Below are 18,839 nucleotides of genomic sequence, written 5' to 3'. Positions count from 1 at the left end.
TGCCCCAGGGCGGTTGGCGAGCCTCCGTGCCCCACTACCTGCGCATCCGCGACCAGTTGGTGACGGACCTGGCCGAAGGCGTCCTCCCCAGTGACAGCAAGCTGCCGGCGGAGCGTGAGCTGGCCGAGCGCTTCGGCTGCACCCGGGTGACCCTGCGCCAGGCCTTGCAGCTGCTGGAAACCGACGGCCTGATCTACCGCCAGAACCGCCGGGGCTGGTACGTCAGCCCGCCACGCATCCGCTACGACCCCACCGGCATCATCGGCTTCATGGAATACGTGGCGGCCCAGGGACGCGTGCCGCGCACCGAATGCCTGCACGCCGAACGCCGCCCCGCCGGCGCCTGGCTGGCCAAGCGCATGGGCCTGGAGCACCCCGAGGAGCCGGTGTTCTACCTGCAACGGCGCCGCTGGGTCGACCAGCGCCCGGTGCTGCTGGAATGCAACGTGCTGCTGGTGGACTGGTGCCCGGAGCTGCTCACCACCGACCTCAACACCTCGCTCACCCGCCTGCTGCGCGAGCGCTTCGGCCGCGTGCAGTCACGTAGCGAACTGCTCATGCATCCGGAAACGATGAACGACGTCCAGGCCGAGCTGCTGCAGGTCTCGCCGGGGTCCGGCAGCTTCTACCTGGAGCGCCTGAGCTACGGCGAGCACGGCCAGAGCGTGGAGTTCGACCAGGAGTTCTGGCGCCCGGACTCCCTCGCCGTGGTCCTCGGCACCCAGCACCCGGAAGCGGTCCGGCGCCCATGAGTCAGCGCGACGTACGACCGCGAGCCCGCCCCCTGGTCGACAGCCCCTAGCGCCGCGCCCGGCGCTGCGCCAGGTAGTCGAGGATGGCCGGTGCGTCACCGGCGAACTCGATGCGCGTGCCCTTGTTCTCGCGCTGGTAGGCGTACATCGGGTCGTAGTACTCGCGCAGCAGCCCCTCGATCCAGCCACGGTGGAGTTCCACCGCACCCCTGCGGCGCTGCTCGTCCAGGGCCGCCTGCATGATCAGCCGCAGGCGCTGGTAACGTTCGCCGCCGAGGCGCTTCTGGATGTTGTCCAGGCTCTGCAACAGGCGCTCGGCGAAGCGCTCGAAGCCCGGCTCATCGCCGTGCACGGCGCGGAACTCGGCGGCCAGGTCGATCACGTAGTCCTTGAGAATGCGCTCGATGCGCCCTTCGAGGCTGTCCTCCAGCCATACCAGCGGGAAATGCTGCATGCCCTGGTGCAACGACAGCGGCAGCGAGCACATGCCGATCATGCGGCTTTCGTCCTCCAGCACGAACAGCTGCTGGCCACGGGCCCGGCGCTTGAGCAGGTCGATGGCCAGGCGGTTCTCGAAGTCGATCTGCGAGGGTTGCCCGGTCGCACGCTTGCCGAAGCTGGAGCCACGGTGGTTGGCGTGGCCCTCCAGGTCGACGCTGTCGGCCAGGGCCTTGACCACCTCGGTCTTGCCGGTGCCGGTCATGCCGCCCACCACGACGAACTCGCACTCGGCCACGGCCCGGTCCAGGGTTTCGATCAGGAAGGTCCGCATCGCCTTGTAGCCGCCGATCACGCGGGGGTACTCGATGCCGGCTTCCTTCAGCCACTGCTGCACGATCTGCGAACGCAAGCCGCCCCGGAAGCAGTACAGGTAGCCCTCGGGGTGGGCCTTGGCGAAGGCCGCCCAGGCCTCCACCCGTTGCGCCTTGACCTTGCCGGACACCAGCTGGTGCCCGAGCTCGATGGCGGCCTGCTGGCCCTTCTGCTTGTAGCAGGTGCCGACCTTCTGCCGCTCCAGGTCGGTCATCAGCGGCAGGCTCACGGTGCCGGGGAACGCGCCCTTGGAGTATTCCACCGGGGCACGCATGTCCATCATCGGGACATCGTTGAGGAACAGCTCGCGGTAGTCGGTGGTGTTGTCGCGCATCAGAGCACCTCGACCGCGTGTCTCTGTCGCTCGACCAGCTGGCCGATCGGCGAGAGGTCCAGCCGCAGCTCGGCGGCCACGGCGAGGAACTCGGTCTCGCCTTCGGGCGCCACCCCCACCAGCAGGCCACCGCTGGTCTGCGGGTCGCACAGCAGGTCCCGCTGCGCCTCGGAGATCGGCGCGATCCGGTCGCCATAGCTGTCGAAGTTGCGCAGCGTCCCGCCGGGCACGCAACCCTCCGCCAGGTAATGCTCGACGCCCGGCAGGCGCGGCACGCTGGCGTAATCCAGCCGAGCCGTGAGCCCGGCGCCGTCGGCCATCTCCACCAGGTGGCCGAGCAGGCCGAAGCCGGTGACGTCGGTCATGGCGCGGACGCCTGCCAGGCGGCCGAAGCGCGAGCCGGGGGTGTTCAGGGTGCACATCCAGTCCCGCGCCAGGCCGACGTCCTGCTCGCGCAGCCTGGCCTTCTTCTCGGCGGTGGTGAGGATGCCGATGCCCAGCGGCTTGGTCAGGTAGAGCCGGCAACCGACGGTTGCGGTGTCGTTGCGCTTCATGTGCGCCTTGTTCACCACGCCGGTCACGGCCAGGCCGAAGATCGGCTCCGGCGCGTCGATCGAGTGGCCGCCGGCCAGCGGGATGCCCGCCGCATCGCACACCGCGCGGCCTCCCCGGATCACCTCGCGGGCCAACTCCGGCGGCAGCAGGTTCACCGGCCAGCCGAGGATGGCGATGGCCATCAGCGGGTCGCCGCCCATGGCGTAGATGTCGCTGATCGCGTTGGTCGCGGCGATGCGGCCGAAGTCGAAGGGGTCGTCGACGATGGGCATGAAGAAGTCGGTGGTGGAGACCACCCCGCGCTCCTCGTCCAGGGCGTACACCGCGGCGTCGTCACGCGAGGCGTTGCCGACCCACAGGCGCGGGTCGAGGTTCTGTGCGCCGCTGCCGGCCAGGATCACGTCCAGCACCTTGGGGGAGATCTTGCAGCCGCAACCGGCGCCATGGCTGTACTGGGTCAAACGGATCGGCTCGCTCATTGCACACCTCTTGATTCTGATGGCGGCGGATTTTAGCAAAGCTGGCCTTTCACACCTCCATCCCTATAATCGCCGCCGATTCGTCTACCCTCTGCAAGCGCGCACGGCGCGTGACTGCGAACCTTTTCCGCCATTGAACCGGAGAATCTTCATGCTCAAGCGCATCCTGGCCGCCACTGCCGGCCTCGCCCTGTCCCTGTCCACGCTGGCCACCCAGGCCGCCGACGTGCTGCGCGTCAGCGCCATCCCCGACGAAGCCCCCACCGAGCTGCTGCGCAAGTTCGAGCCGCTGGGCGCCTACCTGGAGAAGACGCTGGGCATGAAGGTCCAGTTCGTCCCGGTCGCCGACTACCCGGCGGTGGTCGAGGCCCTGGCCACCGACCGCCTGGACCTGGCCTGGCTGGGCGGCTTCACGTTCGTCCAGGTGCGCCTGAAGACCGGCAACGCCATCCCGCTGGTGCAGCGCGAGCAGGATGCGCAGTTCACCAGCAAGTTCATCACCGCCAACCCGGAGGTGAAGTCGCTGGCCGACCTCAAGGGCAAGACCTTCGCCTTCGGCTCCATCTCCTCGACCTCGGGCAGCCTGATGCCGCGCTACTTCATGCTCAAGGACGGCATCAAGCCCGAGCAGTACTTCAGCCGCATCGGCTATTCCGGCGCCCATGACGCCACCGCCGCCTGGGTCCAGGCCGGCAAGGTGGACGGCGGCGTGCTGAACGCCAGCGTGTGGGACAAGCTGGTCGCCGCCGGCAAGGTCGACACCGCCAAGGTCAGGGTGTTCGCCACCACACCGGCCTACTACGACTACAACTGGACCGTGCGCGGCACCCTCGACCCGGCCCTCGCCGAGAAGATCAGGAAGGCCTTCCTCGCCCTCGACCCGGCCAACCCCGAGCACAAGGCGATCCTCGACCTGCAGGCCGCCAGCCGCTTCATCGAGACCACCCCGGACAACTACAAGGGCATCGAGGAAGCCGCCCGCGCCGCCGACCTGCTGAAATGAGCCTGCGCCTGGAAGGCGCCTGCCTGCAGCACGGCAATGGGGTCCACGCCCTGCGCGGCATCGACCTGCGCATCGCCAGCGGAGAACGGGTCGCCATCATCGGCCCCTCCGGCGCAGGCAAATCCAGCCTGCTGAACCTGCTCGCCAGCGCCCTGCAGCCGAGCGCGGGCCAGGTGGAGGCGCTCGGGCAGAACCCCTGGCAGCTGTCCTCCCGTGCCCGGCAGCATCTGCGCTCACGCATCGCCCTGATCCACCAGTCGCCACCGCTGCCGCCCCGGCAGCGGGTGGTCACCGCCGTGCTCGCCGGCAAGCTCGGCCAATGGGGGCTGGGCCGCAGCCTGCTCAACCTGCTGCATCCGCTGGACATCCCCGGTGCGCGCGCCGCGCTGGCGCGCCTGGACCTGGCCGACAAGCTGTTCGCCCAGTGCCAGCAGTTGTCGGGTGGGCAGCTGCAACGCGTCGGCATCGCCCGGGCGCTGTACCAGGCGCCGGAGCTCCTGCTCGCGGACGAGCCGGTTTCCGCGATGGACCCGGTGCTCGCGGACCACACGATGCGCGTGCTCTGCCAGCACGCCGAGGCCCATGGCATGACGCTGGTGGCCAGCCTGCATGCCGTCGAACTCGCCCTGTCGCACTTCCCGCGCATCGTCGGCGTGCGCGAGGGGCGCATCGCCTTCGATCGGCCGGCCGGCGAGGTCGACCAGGCGCTGCTCGACGCCCTCTACGCCAATGAGCAGTTGCAGTCTCCGCAGCCCCAGGCCGTGACCCTGCAGTTGCAGATTCCCCGATGCTGAGAGCCGATCACCGCGACCCCGCCACCCTGCCCCGCCTGCTGCTGGCGCTGCTGGCGGTGGCCCTGCTGTGGCCCGGCATCCGCCTGGCCGAACTGGACCCCGGCGTGCTCCTGGCCGCGGACAGCCAGAGCGAGATGGGCCGCTTTCTCGCCGGCTTCTGGCCACCTGCACACGACCCGGCCTTCCTGAAGCTGCTGCTGGACGCCACCCTGCAGACCCTGGCCATCGCCACCGCCGGCATGGTCCTGGCGCTGCTGGTCGCGGTGCCCGCCGGGCTGCTCGCCAGCCGTGCCCTGTCGCTGTCGGCGGCCTCCCGGGGCGGCCATCCCGGCGTGCTCGGCCGGGCGTTGCGCTGGCCGGTCCGGGGGCTGCTCATCGTCCTGCGCAGCGTGCCGGAAATCGTCTGGGCACTGCTGTTCGTGCGGGCCGTGGGCCTCGGCCCGACCGCAGGCGTGCTGGCCATCGCCATCACCTATGCCGGCATGCTCGGCAAGGTCTATGCGGAAATCCTCGAATCGGTCGACCAGCGCCCCATGCACGCCCTGCTGCAGGGCGGCGCCGGGCGCCTGGGCGCCTTCCTCTACGGGCTGCTGCCGAACGCCGCTGCCGAGCTGACCTCCTACACCGTGTACCGCTGGGAGTGCGCCATCCGCGCCTCGGTGGTGATGGGGTTCGTCGGCGCGGGCGGGCTGGGTCAGCAGATCGACCTGTCGCTGCGCATGTTCGCTGGCGGCGAGGTGGCGAGCATGCTGCTGACCTTCCTCCTGCTGGTGCTGCTGGCGGACCTGCTCAGCCGCGTGCTGCGTGGGAGGCTGGCATGAAGCGCCTGGTCGACACCACCCTGCTGCTGGCGATCCTCGCCGCCGTCATCGCCTCCTTCCTCTACCTGGGCCTGGACCTGCCGGCCCTGGGTGAGGCGGGGAACCTCAAGCAGATGGGGGCGTACGTGATGCGCTTCCTGCAGCCCGACCTCAGCGACTCCCACCTGCTGGCCATCGCCCGGGGCGCGCTGGAGACCCTGGCCATGTCGGCCCTGGGCACGCTGCTCGCCGCACTGCTGGGCCTGCTGCTGGCGCTGCCCGCCGCCGGGCGCTTCGGCACGCTGGCGCAGGGCCTGACCCGCCTGCTGCTCAATGGCCTGAGGGCGATACCCGAGCTGGTATGGGCGGCGCTGATGGTGCTCGCCGCCGGCCTCGGGCCCAACGCCGGCACTCTGGCCCTGGCCCTGCACACGGCGGGCGTGCTCGGCCGCCTGTTCGCCGAGGCGCTGGAGAACACGCCGAGCGCCCCGGCCGAAGCCATTCGCCTGCAAGGCGGCGGCCAGGTCGCGGCGTTCTGCTACGGCACCCTGCCCAATCTGTGGCCGCAGTTGCTGGCCTACTCGCTGTACCGCTGGGAAAACAACATCCGCATGGCCAGCGTGCTTGGCTTCGTCGGCGCCGGCGGCCTGGGGCAGATGCTCTATGTCAGCCTCAGCCTGTTCCAGGAAGCCCGCGCCAGCACCGTGATCCTGGCCATGCTGGTGCTGGTGCTCGCGGTCGACGCCCTGAGTGGCTGGACCCGCCAGCGCTGGGTGCGGGCCTAGCGCCTGCCGTGTCGGCGGTGCCCGCTGGCCGCCATCAACCGAACGAGGGCATCGGTCCGAGCGAATGCAGGATCCAGGCGATCCCGCCCGCAGCGGCGAGGCCCAGCACCGCGATGCCGATGAACAGCCATTTCAGGACCTTCGTCAGCACGGACGGCCTGGGCCTCTGCACCTGGGCCTCCAGCGCCAGCCGCGCGTCCTCGGCGCATCGCACGCACGGGCGGTGCACCTCGAAGACGAGGAACCCGCAGTGGTCACAGACCTTCATGGCCGGCCACCGCGGCCGGGGATGCACACGGCCGGGGTCACTTCAGTTCCAGCAGGCGGGTGGCCTGGGAGGAGTCGTCCAGGGACAGGTGGATCACGCCGGCACGGGTCGGGAAGTTCGGCGAATCGTCATCGGTGTTCTCCATCACCGGGATGTCGATCAGGGTCTTGTCGCCTGCGGGGTCACTGACCAGCCGGGCGTTGAGCTTCTCGATCGAGCGCCAGCTGTCGCCACCGATGCGCACCACGTCGATCAGGCTGTAGTGCGGCACGCCCTCTTCGTTCGCCTCCGGGGTGAAGGCCGCCAGGAACTGGGCGTAGTTGTTGCCCATGCCGAAGCCTTCGACGGTGAACACCGCCAGGGTGACCTGGCTTTCCTCGCCGGTATCCAGGGTCTGGGTCATGGTCGCCTCCGGGTAGCCGGTGGCGTAGCTGTCCCTGAGCAGCTCCACCAGGCGCCCGACCTGCTCCTCCAGCGCCTTGGGCACCGGTTCCGGGTCGGCGGCGAGGGTCAGGGAAGAGGCGAGAAGCAGGCTGAGGGGCAGCAGGCGCAATTTCATCAGGTGAAGTCCGCAATGGCTGGAGGGGGCGTTCTGGCGCGGATGTTAGCGTCCGGCGAGGAAATTACCGCCGACCAGTGCTCGCCCTCGCGCGCTGCCGAGGCATTGATCCTGACAGCCGGCTGGGTGAATCTTGAGGCGATCAGCACAACGAGCAGCGGATGCCATGCAGACACCTCCCATAGAAGCCCTTCCCCCCTCGGACTTCGGGGCATTCATCGACTACCTGAACGAGCATCTGCAAGAGAACGGAACGCCAGAGGTGGGTTACTTTCAACCGCTCTCACGCAGCCATTCGTCTTATCCGCAGGAGCGGGAGCAGGCGTTCCGCGCCGGCCTGGAGATGCCCGTCGGTACGCCAGGCTGGCGCCGTGCGTGGGTCGCGCGCGGCCCCGCCGGCGAGATTCTCGGGCATATCGATCTGCGAGGGCATAGCGAGCGCTATACGGCACACCGCTGCCTGCTGGGCATGGGGGTCCATCGAACCTGGAGGCGACAAGGGCTGGGGGCGGCGCTGATCCATCACGCCAGACACTGGGCCGCCAGCACGGACCTCCTGGAATGGATCGATCTGCAGGTGCTCGGTACCAATCAGGCAGCCATCGCCCTGTATCGACGGGCGGGGTTCGTCCAGGTGGGGGAAATCCCGCACATGTTCAGGATCGATGGGCGCGACTTCTCTTACGTGACCATGAGCCTGCCCTGTACGGGCCGCTGACGCAGCCTTGGGGGCTGCGGCCAGAATCCGGTGACCCCATGCCGCCGCTATCGCAGCGGCGCCTCCGCCTCGCGCAGGTGCTCGCTCAGGCCGTCGCAACTGGCCGACCAGTCCTGCAGCCACCCTGGCAACGCCGGCGATTCGTCCACACCCAGTTCACGCGCGAACTCAGCGGGCGCCACGGTGCCCTTGGGGCCGCGGAACAGCCCCCGCATCACCACCACCGCAATCACCCGCTGGTCCTTGACGAAGCGGTGCTCCATGAAGCTCCACTTCTCGTCCCAGCCCAGCATCCGCGAGTGGACCTCGAAGCGCTCGAACAGCTTCAGCTCGCGGCGGAACTTGCCCCACACATCCCCCACGATGGGCAGCGCGCGATGCCGCAACGCCACGCGATAGGCGCCGCTGCGCAGTACGTAATCCATCCGCCCGATGTCGGCCAGGGTGAAATAGCGGCCATTGGTGACATGCCGGTTGAGGTCCAGGTCCAGCGGCCATACGCGCAGCCGCACCACGGTGGTGGCGAGCCCGTGTACGGGTTTGCGCCAGGGGCGGCGCAGCAGCATCAACAGAAGGCGAAACCATAGGTTCATCTAGCGAACACCTGTTTGAACGACGAGTGCCGCACTCTAGAGCGCGCGGTTGCGATAAGGTAGGTGCACAAATGACTAATACCATGCGACTTGCGCAAGAGAATCCCCATGCACGTCACGCTCCTGCTCGCCCAGTACAGCTCGCACGCCAGCGCCGCCCTGGCGCTGGAGATACTGGATGCGGCCAATCGCTTCGCCGCCCCCGCCCCCGCGCCATTCACCCTGAGCGTGGCTTCGCTGGACGGGCAGCCGGTGGCCAACGCCTCGGGACGGACCATGGCGGTGGACGCCGCACTCGATGACGTGGCGCGAACCGACCTGGTGCTGATTCCCGGCTTCCTCTTCAGCCTGCGCGAGGCCCTGCCGGCTTTCGAACGGTATCGCGCCTGGCTGCGCCGCCAGCACGGACAGGGGGCGGTCATCGCATCGATGTGCACGGCAAGCTTCATGCTCGCCGACACCGGGCTGCTCGACGGCATCGAGGCCACCACCCACTGGGCCTTCGCCGGCCTGTTGCGCCGTCGCTACCCGGAGGTCCGGCTGGACGAGCGGCGCATCATCTGCGAGGACGGCCGCCTCATCAGCAGCGCCGGCGCGAGCGCGGCCATGGACCTGCTGCTGCACCTGATCCGCCGCTTCGCCTCGCGCGAGCTGGCCCAGCAGTGCAGCCGCTACCTGCTGATCGACGGCACGCGCAGCGAGCAATCCGTCTATGTCAGCTGGTCGATGCCGCGTGGCCATGGCGACGAGGCGGTGCTGCGCGTACAGGACTGGATGGAGGCCCACTTCACCGCCCCGCTGGGCATCGACGAACTCGCCGCGCGCTTCGGTTTCGGCGTGCGCAACTTCAAGCGGCGCTTCAAGGACGCCACCGGCTCCACGCCGCTGGCCTACCTCCAGGCCTTGCGCCTGGAGAAGGCCAAGCAGTTGCTGGAGACCACGCGCCTGGGCTTCGACGAGATCACCAGCCGTGTGGGCTACGAGGACAGCAACTCCTTCCGTCGCCTGTTCGGCCAGCGTGTCGGCATTTCCCCGGCAGCCTTCCGCAAGCGCTTTTCGCGGGCCTCATGACCGCGCCCCGGCGTTCCGGGGGTTGACTTCCGTCGGGCGGACGGCTTCCATGCCGTCCCCCTGAAAGGAAGGCATCACGCGCCGCCCGGCGTAAACTGCCCGCCTGGCCACACCGCCCTCCTTCACCGCTCGACTCCTTACGCCGGTATCCCGCATGGAAATCAAGGTCAATTTTCTCGACAACCTCCGCCTCGAAGCCAAGTTCGACGACTTCACGGTGATCGCCGACCAGCCGATCCGCTACAAGGGCGACGGCTCGGCGCCGGGGCCGTTCGACTACTTCCTGGCCTCCTCGGCCCTGTGCGCGGCGTACTTCGTCAAGCTGTACTGCCAGACCCGCGACATCCCCACCGACAACATCCGCCTGTCGCAGAACAACATCGTCGACCCGGAGAACCGCTACGCGCAGATCTTCAAGATCCAGGTGGAACTGCCGGCCGACATTTCCGAGAAGGACCGCCTGGGCATCCTCCGCTCCATCGACCGCTGCACGGTGAAGAAGGTGGTGCAGCAGGGCCCCGAGTTCATCATCGAAGAGGTGGAGAACCTCGACGCCGACGCCCAGGCGCTGCTGATCCCCACCAGTAGCGGCCAGCGCACCTGCATCCACGGCAAGGACCTGCCGCTGGAAGAGACCATCGCCAACCTCTCCGGCCTGCTCGCCGGGCTGGGCATGAAGATCGAGATCGCCTCCTGGCGCAACATCGTGCCCAACGTCTGGTCGCTGCACATACGCGACGCCAGCTCGCCGATGTGCTTCACCAACGGCAAGGGCTCGACCAAGGAAAGCGCCCTGGCCTCGGCCCTGGGCGAGTTCATCGAGCGGCTGAACTGCAACTTCTTCTACAACGACCAGTTCTGGGGCGAGGACATCGCCAACGCCGACTTCGTCCACTACCCGAACGAGCGCTGGTTCAAGCCCGGCCCGAAGGACGCCCTGCCGGCCGAGATCCTCGACGAGCACTGCCTGGCGATCTACAACCCGGACGGCGAGCTGCGCGGCTCGCACCTGTACGACACCAACTCCGGCAACACCGCGCGCGGCATCTGCTCCCTGCCCTTCGTGCGCCAGTCCGACGGCGAGACGGTGTACTTCCCGTCCAACCTGATCGAGAACCTCTACCTCAGCAACGGCATGAGCGCCGGCAACACCCTGGCCGAAGCCCAGGTGCAGTGCCTGTCGGAGATCTTCGAGCGGGCGGTCAAGCGCGAGATCCTCGAAGGCGAGCTGGCCCTGCCGGACGTGCCCCAGGCCGTGCTGGCCAAGTACCCCGGCATCCTCGCCGGCATCCAGGGCCTGGAGGAGCAGGGCTTCCCCGTGCTGGTGAAGGACGCCTCCCTGGGCGGTGAATTCCCGGTGATGTGCGTGACCCTGATGAACCCGCGCACCGGCGGCGTGTTCGCCTCCTTCGGCGCCCACCCGAGCTTCGAAGTGGCGCTGGAGCGCAGCCTCACCGAGCTGCTCCAGGGGCGCAGCTTCGAGGGCCTCAACGACCTGCCGCAGCCGACCTTCGAAAGCCACGCGCTGACCGAGCCGAACAACTTCGTCGAGCACTTCATCGACTCCAGCGGCGTGGTGTCCTGGCGCTTCTTCAGCGCCAGGGCCGACTTCGAATTCGTCGAGTGGGACTTCTCCAGCCAGGGCGAGGACGGCAACGCCGAGGAGGCCGCCACCCTGTTCGGCATCCTCGAAGACATGGGCAAGGAGGTCTACATGGCGGTCTACGACGACCTCGGCGCCAACGCCTGCCGCATCCTCGTGCCCGGCTACTCGGAGATCTACCCGGTGGAGGACCTGATCTGGGACAACACCAACAAGGCCCTGCTGTTCCGCGCCGACATCCTCAACCTGCACCGCCTGAGCGACCGCGAGCTGAAATCGCTGCTGCGCAACCTGAACAACACCGAGGTCGACGACTACACCGACATCACCACGCTGATCGGCATCGAGTTCGACGACAACACCGTCTGGGGCCAGCTGACCATCCTGGAGCTGAAGCTGCTGATCCACCTGGCGCTGAAGAAATTCGAAGACGCCAAGGAACTGGTGGAAGCCTTCCTCCAGTACAACGACAACACCGTCGAGCGCGGCCTCTTCTACCAGGCCCTGAACGCGGCGCTGGAAGTGACCCTGGACGGCGACCTGGACATGGCCGACTACGAGGCCAACTTCCGCCGCATGTTCGGCAACGAGCGCATGGACGCGGTGCTGGGCTCGCTGGAGGGCAGCGTGCGCTTCCACGGCCTGACGCCCACCAGCCTGAAGCTGGAAGGGCTGGACCGCCACCAGCGCCTGGTCGACAGCTACAAGAAGCTGCATGCGGCGCGGGCCAGGGCAGCGGCTGCCAACTGACCGGGCGGCCGCCATCCGCGAGCCTCGACTTGCGAGAGGTGGGTTCAGTGGCCCCCCGCGTTCGCGGGGGTGAGGCGCCAGGAGCCGGCAATGGCCGAGGCGCTCGAAGCGGGTCGCCTCGGATCCCGGCGCCGCTCATTCAGGGCGCGGGTGCCTCGCCCCGGAAGCGCCGCAGCTCCTCGCGGGTCACCTTGCGGTCACCGTCCGAGTCCGCCAGCAGCATCAGGGCAACCGAGGCGTCCTCGTACTCCGGCCCGGTCACCTTGCCGTCGTGGTCGGCATCCCAGTACTCCAGCGTCTTCTGCGCCACCGAATTCAGCACCGGTGCCGGCCAGGCCATGTCCGGGCCGCTCTCGGCGACCATGTGCGCGGCGATTTCGTCCACGCCCACCACCCCGTCGCCGTTGCGATCGATGGCCGCGAAGGCCTCTGGCGCCGAGGCCCGCGCCTCCGCCACGGAGATCGCGCCATCACCGTCGGTGTCCTGCGAGCGGAAGATCGCCTCGACGTCGGCCGCCATCCCCTGGGTGGTGACCAGCAGCAGGGCGAACAACGGATGCACGAGGGAAGAACGCATGGCGGGCCCATCCTTTGCCGAGGTGGCAGCCGGGCGCCACAGGCACCCCGCTGGTGAGCGCTGGAATCTAGAGGCGCCATGGGCGGGGGTCAATTAGCACACTCGCACTAGCCCTGGGCCGTGCGGAGCCGTCCCCGGGTGGAGGGCCCTGCCCCATGACCTCCAAGGGGGCCGTTCGGGTCAGGAGCCGTTATCGGTCAACCGGCTCTTGCCCATCGCCTCTGACGGCCTGTACGCCATGCCCACCGAACGCGGCGCGGTATGGACGAACCCGAACTGCGCATACAGGTCCTGCGCCTGGCCGTCTGCAATGAGGCTGACATAACCGCTCGCCGGAACATGGGCTTGGATGTACTTGAGGATCTCGCCCATGATCCGCTTCCCCAGGCCCTTGCCCTGGTGCTCCCTGAGGACGGCGATGTCCACGACCTGGAAGAAACAGCCGCCATCACCGATGACCCGCCCCATCCCCACGGGCTGTTCCCCCTGCAGGACCTGGACGGCGAAGAGCGTATTGGGCAGCCCTCGAGCCGCGGCCTCATCGGTCTTGCCGCTAAGGCCGGCGCCCAGGCGCAGGGCCTGGTAGACCTGGACCGATGGGGTTTTCAGCAGGCAGGCATAGTCAGTCAATCGAGTCACCGTATTCGAGTTTGATAGGGCCGGTCCCGGCGCCGGCCAGATGCGGCTCAGGTCCTTGGATATCGCCCTGAGCCAACGCCGAGATTACGTAACCGCTGGCTGTCTGAACATGCCTTCAGGCGTCCGCGCGGTGACTAGCGCCGGGCCTGCCTGTCCACCGCCCGGAGAAACTCGGCCGCCAGGTGATGCGCCCATGAGCGCGCGGTGAACCCGGCGAGGTAGGCGCAGTGGCTGCCGCGCCGGGTGACCGCCAGCACGGTCCTGGGCATGCGTGCCATGGCGTGCTGGTGGTCGCGCACGTTGCCCACCACGCACACCGGATCATCCTCGGCGTTGAGCACCAGCAGCGGGATGCTCACCGTCTCCATCACGGTGATCGGGTTGCAGCTCTCCAGGTAGGCCTGCTGGCTGGGGTAGCCCGCGCACTCGTACAGGTGGCGGTGGAATTCATCCAGGCTCTGCGCGCCTTCGAGGGCGGCCAGGCTGGGCAGGTGCGCCAGCGCCTCGCGGTTGGGGGTGACGAACTGGCGCACCAGCTTGCGCGCCATCAGGCGGGTGTAGGGCGCGCGCGAACGGGCGAAGGCCACGCGGATGTCGTAGCCCGGGCAGTAGGCGAAGGCGCCGCGCAACGGCGTCGCCTCGCCCTCCTCGCCCAGGTAGCGGATCAGCAGCCCCGTGCCGGCGGAAATGCCCGCGGCGTAGAGCGGCGAGCGGGGGTAGCGCTCGCCGATCACGCGCAGCTGCTCGCGCAGGTCCGCCGTGTCACCCATGGTGTTGAAGCGCGGGCTGGTCAGCGGCAGCCGGCCGTGGCCACGGCGCTCGCAGAACACCACGCGCCAGCCGGTGAGCCGCTGCAGGTCCCGCACGAAGCCGCGCATGCTGTGGGGCGAGCCGGTGATGGTGTGCAGCACCACCAGGGTCGGCACCTCCGCCGGCAGCTCGGCGCCGAGCCAGTGCAGCGCCGTGGTGCCGCCATCGGCCATGCGCAGGGTGTCGACCCGGTCGTAGGCCAGGCGCGGGGCGAAGGCCTTCTTCAGGCCCAGGCCGAGCAGTTGCAGGTGGCCGTTGAACAGCCAGGGCGTCGCCCAGAAGCGCCGGGTGAGGCGCGGCACCTGGGCGATCAGCGCCTGGTTCTCCGGGTTGGCCTGGTAGACCAGCTCCGGCTTGCGCGCCGCCGTGCGCAGGTAGTGGGCGCCGAGCCCGACCGCCAGCACGGGCAAGGCGGTGATCCAGATCGACATCGGAACTCCTCAATCAGACAGAAACCTGCCCCGGCAGGGGCCCATGCCCGCTCAGGCGCGCAGCTGGGCCCGGAGTATCTTGCCGATGGGCGACTTGGGCAATTGCGCGCGGAACTCGATGCGCTTGGGCACCTTGTAGGCGGTCAGCCGCTCGCGGCAATGGCTGATCACGGCGCCCGCGTCCAGCCCCGGCCGGTGCAGCGCGACGAAGGCACAGAGCGCCTCCCCCGTGGCCTCGTCCGGCACGCCGATCACCGCCACCTCGCTGACGTCCGGGTGCTCGGCGATCACCGCCTCCACCTCGTTGGGGTACACGTTGAAGCCGGAGACCAGGACCATGTCCTTCTTGCGGTCGACGATGCGGATGTAGCCGTCCTCGTCCATCACCGCGATGTCGCCGGTGCGGAACCAGCCGTCGACGAAGGCCTCGCGGGTTTCCTCCGGGCGGTCGAGGTAGCGTTCGATGATGTGCGGGCCGCGCACCAGCAGCTCGCCGGGCGTGCCGGGCGCCAGTTCGCCCCCTTCGGCATCGGCGATGCGCACGTCGCAGCCGGGCAGCGGCAGGCCGACGGTGCCCGGGCGCTCCTTGGGCCCCGGCGGGTTGAAGGCGACGAAGCAGCAGCTTTCGGTCAGGCCGTAGCCTTCGAGGATCTGCCCCACCGTCGCCCGCCAGCGCTCGCCGGTGACCGGGCGCAGCGAGGTGCCGCCGGAGACCGCGAGCTTCAGATCCGGCGGGTTGGCCTGGAACCAGGGCTCGGCCAGCAACCCGGCGTAGAGGGTGTCCACCCCGGTCATCCAGCGCACCGGGAAGCGTTCGAAGGCCGGCTGCGCATTGGCCAGCGGGCGCGGGTTGGGCACCAGCAGGTTGCGCGCGCCACGGCGGAAGAACAGCAGGAAATTAAAGTTGAAGGCGAAGATGTGGTAGAGCGGCGGCAGCGTGACGATGGCCTCGCCCGGCTCGACCCGCGCGCCGAAGCCGGCGAGATAGTCCTCGGCCATGCGCAGTACCGCCTGCAGGTTGGCGTGGGTCAGCACCGCGCCCTTGCTCCTGCCCGTGGTGCCGCCGGTGTACTGGTACAGGGCGACGGGGTGCTGCCGCGGCGCCACGTCCGCGGATTGCCCGAGCTCCAGCGCCTGGCTGAAATACTGGAACGCCACCTTTGGCGTCAGGTCGCCGCCGGCCTGCGCTTCGAGCGCGTGCTGGATGGCCCGGGCCTGGGGCTCGGGGAAGAAGTCGCTGAGGCGGGTCAGCACCAGGGCGATGCCGCGTTGCTCGAGTACCGGCTGCGCGCGCTGGGCGAACAGGTCGCAGGCCACCAGCAGCTTGGCGCCGCTGTCGGCCAGTTGCGCGTCCAGCTCGCGCTCGGTGTACAGCGGGTTGACGTTGGTGACGATCAGCCCGGCCTTCCAGGCGCCCAGCACCGCGATGGGATAGTGCAGGCTGTTGGGCAGCTGCAGCGCTACCACATCGCCAACCTGCAGGCCTTGCTCGCGCACCAGGTAGGCAGCGAAGACGCTGGACAGCCGCTCGATCTCGCTGAAGGAGAGATCGGCGTGCAACCCGTTGGGCAGCACCTGGGTGAATGCCGGTGCATCGGCGAAGCGCTGCGCGGCGTCACGGGCGCAATCCGCGAGATTGCCTGCCAGCGACTCGGCGTCGATCCGGTAGCCCTGCAGCTGCGGTGGATAGTGTTTTTCCCAACGGCGGGTGGTCATCCTCATGCTCCTTTTGTTGTTCTTGTCGGGGTGGGTTGCCGGCGAGCGGCCCGCGATGACGAGCCGCCCGCGCCGCGTTACAGCAGGATCTCGATGTCCCCGGTGGGGAACGCCACGCAGGCATAGATCCAGCCGAAGTCACGGTCGGACTGGCGCAGGTGCGCCTCCTGCGGGTTGAACACGTTGCCTGCCACCAGCTTGACCCGGCACAGGCTGCACTCGCCCGAGCGGCAGGCGTTCTCCACGAAGTAGCCGTTGCGCTCCAGGGCATTGAGCAGGGGCTCGCCGACCTGGCTGCGGAAGCTGCCACGGCCGCGCACGGTGACCTGCACCTCATCCTCCAGCGCCACGCCCGCCGGCCAGCCGGCCTGCTCGTGGGGCGTCTTCGGCGCGCCGTTGGCCTCGACACGGATGCGCCGCCGGGCCACGCCCAGCTCGCCGAGCAGTGCCACGCAGCTGTCGTTGAACGGCGTCGGCCCGCAGATGTAGAACATCCGCTCGCCGACCTCGCCCAACAGCGCCCGGAGCGTCTCCAGGGTCAGGCGGCCGCTGTGCCCGGCATAGCCTGCCGGCGGGCGCGAGATGACTTCGCTGAGGGTGAAGTTGGCATGGCGCGCGGCCAGTTCACGCAGCTCCTCGGCGAAGATCACGTCGTCCACATGGCTGTTCACGTAGACCATGTGCAGGCGCTGCGGCAGCTGGCGGTCGAGGATGTTCAGCAGGATGCTGCGGGCCGGCGCCGCGCCCGAACCGCCGGCGAGGAACACTAGGTCGTCGCCATGGAACAGCGGGTTGTGGTGGAAGGTGCCCATCGGCCCGGAGCTGGTCAGGCGCTGCCCCACGCTCACGCCATCGAGCAGGTAGTGGGAGACGAAGCCGCCCTGGGCCCGCTTCACCGTCAGGTCGTAGTGCATGCGCTGCAGCGGCGAGGAGGACATGGCGTAGGGCCGGGCCGTGTGCACGCCGTCGATCTCGACGAACAGGTTGACGTACTGCCCCGCCTGGAACGGCGGCAGCGGCTGGCCGTCGGCCGCCACCAGGCGCAGGGTGCGGGTGCTCGGGGTCTCGTCGATGATCTCGGCCACCTCCAGCGCCAGGCGCTTGGGGTGCAGCTGCACCACGGTACTGCCCACCTCGCCGCGCACTTCCTGGAAGTCGCTGCCACCCTCCTCCAGCGCCAGCTTGGCGGCGAAGGCCTCGGCGTAGCCGGCGATCGCGTTCAACGGGTTGTGCTCAGGCATGGGCCACCTCTTTCTTCGCCTTCAGGTGCTTGAGTACGGCGCGGGCGGTGGATTCGCCGGCCATGTAGGTGGGCTGGAAACCGCCCATGGAGGTCCAGGCGCCGGCCATGTACAGGCCCGGCACCGCGTCCAGGCGCTCGCGCAGCAGCGCCGAGTCCTGCGCGCTCTGCTGGAAGCCATAGATGGCGCCGCCGGGCGTGTTGAGGTAGCGCATCATGGTCAGCGGCGTGGCCACTTCGACCTCTTCGATGTACTGGCGCACCTTCGGGTAGACCTTCTCGATCACCGCGATGAGCTTCTCGGCGAAGGCGTACTTGGTCTGCGCGTAGTCTTCCGGCTTCACCGACTTCCACACATCGCCGTATTGCAGGCAGACCAGCACCACCTGGCTCTTGCCCTCGGGGGCGGCGCTCGGGTCCTCCAGGTTGTAGCAGGTGAGCATGCCGCCCAGCGGCGGCTCCAGGCTGCCCATGCGCGCGTGGATCTGCTCCTCGTCGAGGGTCTCGTAGATGAAGCTGGAGGCGGTGGTCACCCCCAGCTCCTGCGGCGTGCAGTCCAGGCCGAGGTAGATCACGAAGGCCGAGGTGCCCATGCGCCGCGACTTGAAGTCCTGCCGGACCTTCGACGGCGGTTGCGGCAGGTCGAGCAGCTCGTTGAAGGTGATCAGCGGGCTGGCGTTGGACACCACCGCGTCGCAACCGACCCGCTCGCCGCCTTCCAGGGTGACGCCGCAGATGCGCCCGTCCTCGGTGTGGATCTTCTCCACGGCGCAGTTGAAGCGCACCTCGCCGCCCGCTTCGAGGAAAGACCCCACCAGCGCGTTGGACATGGCCTGGGAGCCGCCCTTGATGTGCCAGGGTTTGAACACCGCATAGGCGTAGAGCATGGTCGCCAGATCGGCGAAGGGCAGCATGCTCGGCGGCACGCCGAGGTAGAGCCAGTAGGTGGCGAGGATGTTCTTCAGCTTGGGGTCTGCGAAGAACTCGTCCAGCACCTCCCGCGCCGGGCGGAAGCCGTACTGCACGTAGTACGGGCACAGCGACCTGAGCATCGCCTCGCTGTTGCCGCGGCTGGCCTGCGGCAGGGTCATGAAGCTTTCCAGGGTGACCTTCTCGCACACCAGCATGAAGCGCTCGATGGCCTCGCTTTCGGCGGGGTACATGCCCTGCAGCAGGCGGCGGATGCCCGACCAGCTGGCCGGCAGGGTGACGTCCAGCTCACCGGGCACCACCAGGCGGTACAGCGCGTGCTCCTGGATGAACTCGACCTTGTCCAGCACCCCGAGCTTGTCGAAGAATTTCCGCATCACGAACGGCTTGTCCTCGGTGCCCAGGCCGCTGAGCTGGTGCAGCGCCACCTCGAACTCGAAGTTGCCGCGCACGAAGGAGGTCGCGCAGCCCCCGGGAATGTTGTGGCGCTCCACCAGCAGGGTGCGGCTGCCGCCCCGCTGCAGCGCAGTGGCGGCGGTCAGCCCGGCGTTGCCGGCGCCGATCACCACGGCGTCGTAATGCGTCATCGATCACCTCGAACTTATCAACGATAAGATTG

General features: G+C 68.6%; 19 protein-coding genes. 8 read left to right on the top strand and 11 right to left on the bottom strand.

Annotated elements, in window-relative coordinates:
- The first annotated feature begins 26 nt into the window (after nucleotides 1–26).
- Complete coding sequence (locus HSX14_RS14120) at nucleotides 27–752, top strand: UTRA domain-containing protein (RefSeq protein WP_173175912.1); 726 nt, start codon at nucleotides 27–29, stop codon at nucleotides 750–752.
- Between the two features lie 46 nt (nucleotides 753–798).
- Here the strand turns inward: HSX14_RS14120 and mnmH are convergent, their stop codons facing one another.
- Nucleotides 799–1,899 (bottom strand): tRNA 2-selenouridine(34) synthase MnmH, encoded by a 1,101-nt coding sequence (gene mnmH, locus HSX14_RS14115; RefSeq protein WP_173175684.1) that lies wholly within the window; start codon nucleotides 1,897–1,899, stop codon nucleotides 799–801.
- Nucleotides 1,899–2,933: a selenide, water dikinase SelD gene (gene selD, locus HSX14_RS14110; RefSeq protein ID WP_173175682.1), complete on the bottom strand. Its 1,035-nt coding sequence runs from the start codon at nucleotides 2,931–2,933 to the stop codon at nucleotides 1,899–1,901. Before selD ends, mnmH begins: the two co-directional genes overlap by 1 nt.
- A gap of 151 nt (nucleotides 2,934–3,084) precedes the next feature.
- On the opposite strand from selD, the gene HSX14_RS14105 reads away from it, so the two are divergent.
- From HSX14_RS14105 to phnE, 4 genes are read left to right on the top strand one after another with little or no spacing between them, the layout of a single operon-like run.
- Complete coding sequence (locus HSX14_RS14105) at nucleotides 3,085–3,936, top strand: putative selenate ABC transporter substrate-binding protein (protein WP_173175680.1); 852 nt, start codon at nucleotides 3,085–3,087, stop codon at nucleotides 3,934–3,936.
- Complete coding sequence (locus tag HSX14_RS14100) at nucleotides 3,933–4,730, top strand: phosphonate ABC transporter ATP-binding protein (RefSeq protein WP_173175678.1); 798 nt, start codon at nucleotides 3,933–3,935, stop codon at nucleotides 4,728–4,730. Before HSX14_RS14105 ends, HSX14_RS14100 begins: the two co-directional genes overlap by 4 nt.
- Nucleotides 4,724–5,551: a PhnE/PtxC family ABC transporter permease gene (locus HSX14_RS14095; protein ID WP_173175669.1), complete on the top strand. Its 828-nt coding sequence runs from the start codon at nucleotides 4,724–4,726 to the stop codon at nucleotides 5,549–5,551. Before HSX14_RS14100 ends, HSX14_RS14095 begins: the two co-directional genes overlap by 7 nt.
- Nucleotides 5,548–6,315, top strand: a complete 768-nt coding sequence (phnE, locus tag HSX14_RS14090) for a phosphonate ABC transporter, permease protein PhnE (protein WP_173175667.1) — start codon at nucleotides 5,548–5,550, stop codon at nucleotides 6,313–6,315. Before HSX14_RS14095 ends, phnE begins: the two co-directional genes overlap by 4 nt.
- A 34-nt stretch (nucleotides 6,316–6,349) precedes the next feature.
- On the opposite strand, the gene HSX14_RS14085 is transcribed toward phnE, so the two are convergent.
- On the bottom strand, nucleotides 6,350–6,583 hold the full coding sequence (locus tag HSX14_RS14085; protein WP_173175665.1) for a hypothetical protein: 234 nt from the start codon (nucleotides 6,581–6,583) through the stop codon (nucleotides 6,350–6,352).
- 37 nt (nucleotides 6,584–6,620) lie between these two features.
- Nucleotides 6,621–7,142 carry a hypothetical protein gene (locus HSX14_RS14080; protein WP_173175663.1) on the bottom strand — a complete coding sequence of 174 codons (522 nt, stop codon included), beginning with the start codon at nucleotides 7,140–7,142 and terminating at the stop codon, nucleotides 6,621–6,623.
- Nucleotides 7,143–7,308: 166 nt separating this feature from the next.
- Between HSX14_RS14080 and HSX14_RS14075 the strand changes: the two genes are divergently transcribed.
- Nucleotides 7,309–7,860 (top strand): GNAT family N-acetyltransferase, encoded by a 552-nt coding sequence (locus HSX14_RS14075; RefSeq protein WP_173175661.1) that lies wholly within the window; start codon nucleotides 7,309–7,311, stop codon nucleotides 7,858–7,860.
- Nucleotides 7,861–7,907: 47 nt separating this feature from the next.
- Here the strand turns inward: HSX14_RS14075 and HSX14_RS14070 are convergent, their stop codons facing one another.
- Nucleotides 7,908–8,453: a thioesterase family protein gene (locus tag HSX14_RS14070; RefSeq protein WP_111263239.1), complete on the bottom strand. Its 546-nt coding sequence runs from the start codon at nucleotides 8,451–8,453 to the stop codon at nucleotides 7,908–7,910.
- Between the two features lie 108 nt (nucleotides 8,454–8,561).
- On the opposite strand from HSX14_RS14070, the gene HSX14_RS14065 reads away from it, so the two are divergent.
- Nucleotides 8,562–9,524, top strand: a complete 963-nt coding sequence (locus tag HSX14_RS14065) for a GlxA family transcriptional regulator (protein ID WP_173175659.1) — start codon at nucleotides 8,562–8,564, stop codon at nucleotides 9,522–9,524.
- Between the two features lie 154 nt (nucleotides 9,525–9,678).
- Nucleotides 9,679–11,877 carry an OsmC domain/YcaO domain-containing protein gene (locus tag HSX14_RS14060; RefSeq protein WP_173175657.1) on the top strand — a complete coding sequence of 733 codons (2,199 nt, stop codon included), beginning with the start codon at nucleotides 9,679–9,681 and terminating at the stop codon, nucleotides 11,875–11,877.
- A 139-nt stretch (nucleotides 11,878–12,016) separates the two neighbouring features.
- Here HSX14_RS14060 and HSX14_RS14055 read toward each other — a convergent pair whose 3' ends face one another.
- The 6 genes from HSX14_RS14055 to HSX14_RS14030 all read right to left on the bottom strand — a co-directional run bounded on the left by HSX14_RS14055 (nucleotide 12,017) and on the right by HSX14_RS14030 (nucleotide 18,807).
- Nucleotides 12,017–12,454, bottom strand: coding sequence for an EF-hand domain-containing protein (locus tag HSX14_RS14055; RefSeq protein ID WP_173175655.1), 438 nt, complete (start codon nucleotides 12,452–12,454; stop codon nucleotides 12,017–12,019).
- A 180-nt stretch (nucleotides 12,455–12,634) separates the two neighbouring features.
- Entirely contained in the window at nucleotides 12,635–13,084 is a 450-nt protein-coding gene (locus tag HSX14_RS14050; RefSeq protein ID WP_173175653.1) for a GNAT family N-acetyltransferase, read from the bottom strand.
- Between the two features lie 143 nt (nucleotides 13,085–13,227).
- Nucleotides 13,228–14,334: a YheT family hydrolase gene (locus HSX14_RS14045; RefSeq protein ID WP_173175651.1), complete on the bottom strand. Its 1,107-nt coding sequence runs from the start codon at nucleotides 14,332–14,334 to the stop codon at nucleotides 13,228–13,230.
- A 51-nt stretch (nucleotides 14,335–14,385) separates the two neighbouring features.
- Nucleotides 14,386–16,050 (bottom strand): AMP-binding protein, encoded by a 1,665-nt coding sequence (locus tag HSX14_RS14040; protein ID WP_228723591.1) that lies wholly within the window; start codon nucleotides 16,048–16,050, stop codon nucleotides 14,386–14,388.
- 77 nt (nucleotides 16,051–16,127) lie between these two features.
- Nucleotides 16,128–17,291, bottom strand: coding sequence for an FAD-binding oxidoreductase (locus HSX14_RS14035; protein ID WP_173175647.1), 1,164 nt, complete (start codon nucleotides 17,289–17,291; stop codon nucleotides 16,128–16,130).
- A complete protein-coding gene (locus HSX14_RS14030) occupies nucleotides 17,284–18,807 on the bottom strand; it encodes a phytoene desaturase family protein (protein ID WP_173175645.1) in 1,524 nt (507 codons plus the stop codon). The genes HSX14_RS14035 and HSX14_RS14030 overlap by 8 nt, the downstream gene beginning before the upstream one ends.
- Nucleotides 18,808–18,839: the final 32 nt, after the last annotated feature.

The sequence above is a fragment of the Pseudomonas tohonis genome, assembly GCF_012767755.2.
Lineage (GTDB): Bacteria > Pseudomonadota > Gammaproteobacteria > Pseudomonadales > Pseudomonadaceae > Metapseudomonas > Metapseudomonas tohonis.
The sequence above is the reverse complement of the archived record's forward strand: the minus strand, read 5'-3'. Positions and strand labels throughout refer to the sequence as shown.

Bases quoted from the DNA above. Each gene is read 5' to 3' on its own strand.
- mnmH (WP_173175684.1), bottom strand. From the start codon at position 1,899: ATGCGCGACAACACCACCGACTACCGCGAGCTGTTCCTCAACGATGTC.
- selD (WP_173175682.1), bottom strand. From the start codon at position 2,933: ATGAGCGAGCCGATCCGTTTGACCCAGTACAGCCATGGCGCCGGTTGC.
- HSX14_RS14105 (WP_173175680.1), top strand. From the start codon at position 3,085: ATGCTCAAGCGCATCCTGGCCGCCACTGCCGGCCTCGCCCTGTCCCTG.
- HSX14_RS14100 (WP_173175678.1), top strand. From the start codon at position 3,933: ATGAGCCTGCGCCTGGAAGGCGCCTGCCTGCAGCACGGCAATGGGGTC.
- HSX14_RS14095 (WP_173175669.1), top strand. From the start codon at position 4,724: ATGCTGAGAGCCGATCACCGCGACCCCGCCACCCTGCCCCGCCTGCTG.
- phnE (WP_173175667.1), top strand. From the start codon at position 5,548: ATGAAGCGCCTGGTCGACACCACCCTGCTGCTGGCGATCCTCGCCGCC.
- HSX14_RS14085 (WP_173175665.1), bottom strand. From the start codon at position 6,583: ATGAAGGTCTGTGACCACTGCGGGTTCCTCGTCTTCGAGGTGCACCGC.
- HSX14_RS14080 (WP_173175663.1), bottom strand. From the start codon at position 7,142: ATGAAATTGCGCCTGCTGCCCCTCAGCCTGCTTCTCGCCTCTTCCCTG.
- HSX14_RS14075 (WP_173175661.1), top strand. From the start codon at position 7,309: ATGCAGACACCTCCCATAGAAGCCCTTCCCCCCTCGGACTTCGGGGCA.
- HSX14_RS14070 (WP_111263239.1), bottom strand. From the start codon at position 8,453: ATGAACCTATGGTTTCGCCTTCTGTTGATGCTGCTGCGCCGCCCCTGG.
- HSX14_RS14065 (WP_173175659.1), top strand. From the start codon at position 8,562: ATGCACGTCACGCTCCTGCTCGCCCAGTACAGCTCGCACGCCAGCGCC.
- HSX14_RS14060 (WP_173175657.1), top strand. From the start codon at position 9,679: ATGGAAATCAAGGTCAATTTTCTCGACAACCTCCGCCTCGAAGCCAAG.
- HSX14_RS14055 (WP_173175655.1), bottom strand. From the start codon at position 12,454: ATGCGTTCTTCCCTCGTGCATCCGTTGTTCGCCCTGCTGCTGGTCACC.
- HSX14_RS14045 (WP_173175651.1), bottom strand. From the start codon at position 14,334: ATGTCGATCTGGATCACCGCCTTGCCCGTGCTGGCGGTCGGGCTCGGC.
- HSX14_RS14040 (WP_228723591.1), bottom strand. From the start codon at position 16,050: ATGACCACCCGCCGTTGGGAAAAACACTATCCACCGCAGCTGCAGGGC.
- HSX14_RS14035 (WP_173175647.1), bottom strand. From the start codon at position 17,291: ATGCCTGAGCACAACCCGTTGAACGCGATCGCCGGCTACGCCGAGGCC.
- HSX14_RS14030 (WP_173175645.1), bottom strand. From the start codon at position 18,807: ATGACGCATTACGACGCCGTGGTGATCGGCGCCGGCAACGCCGGGCTG.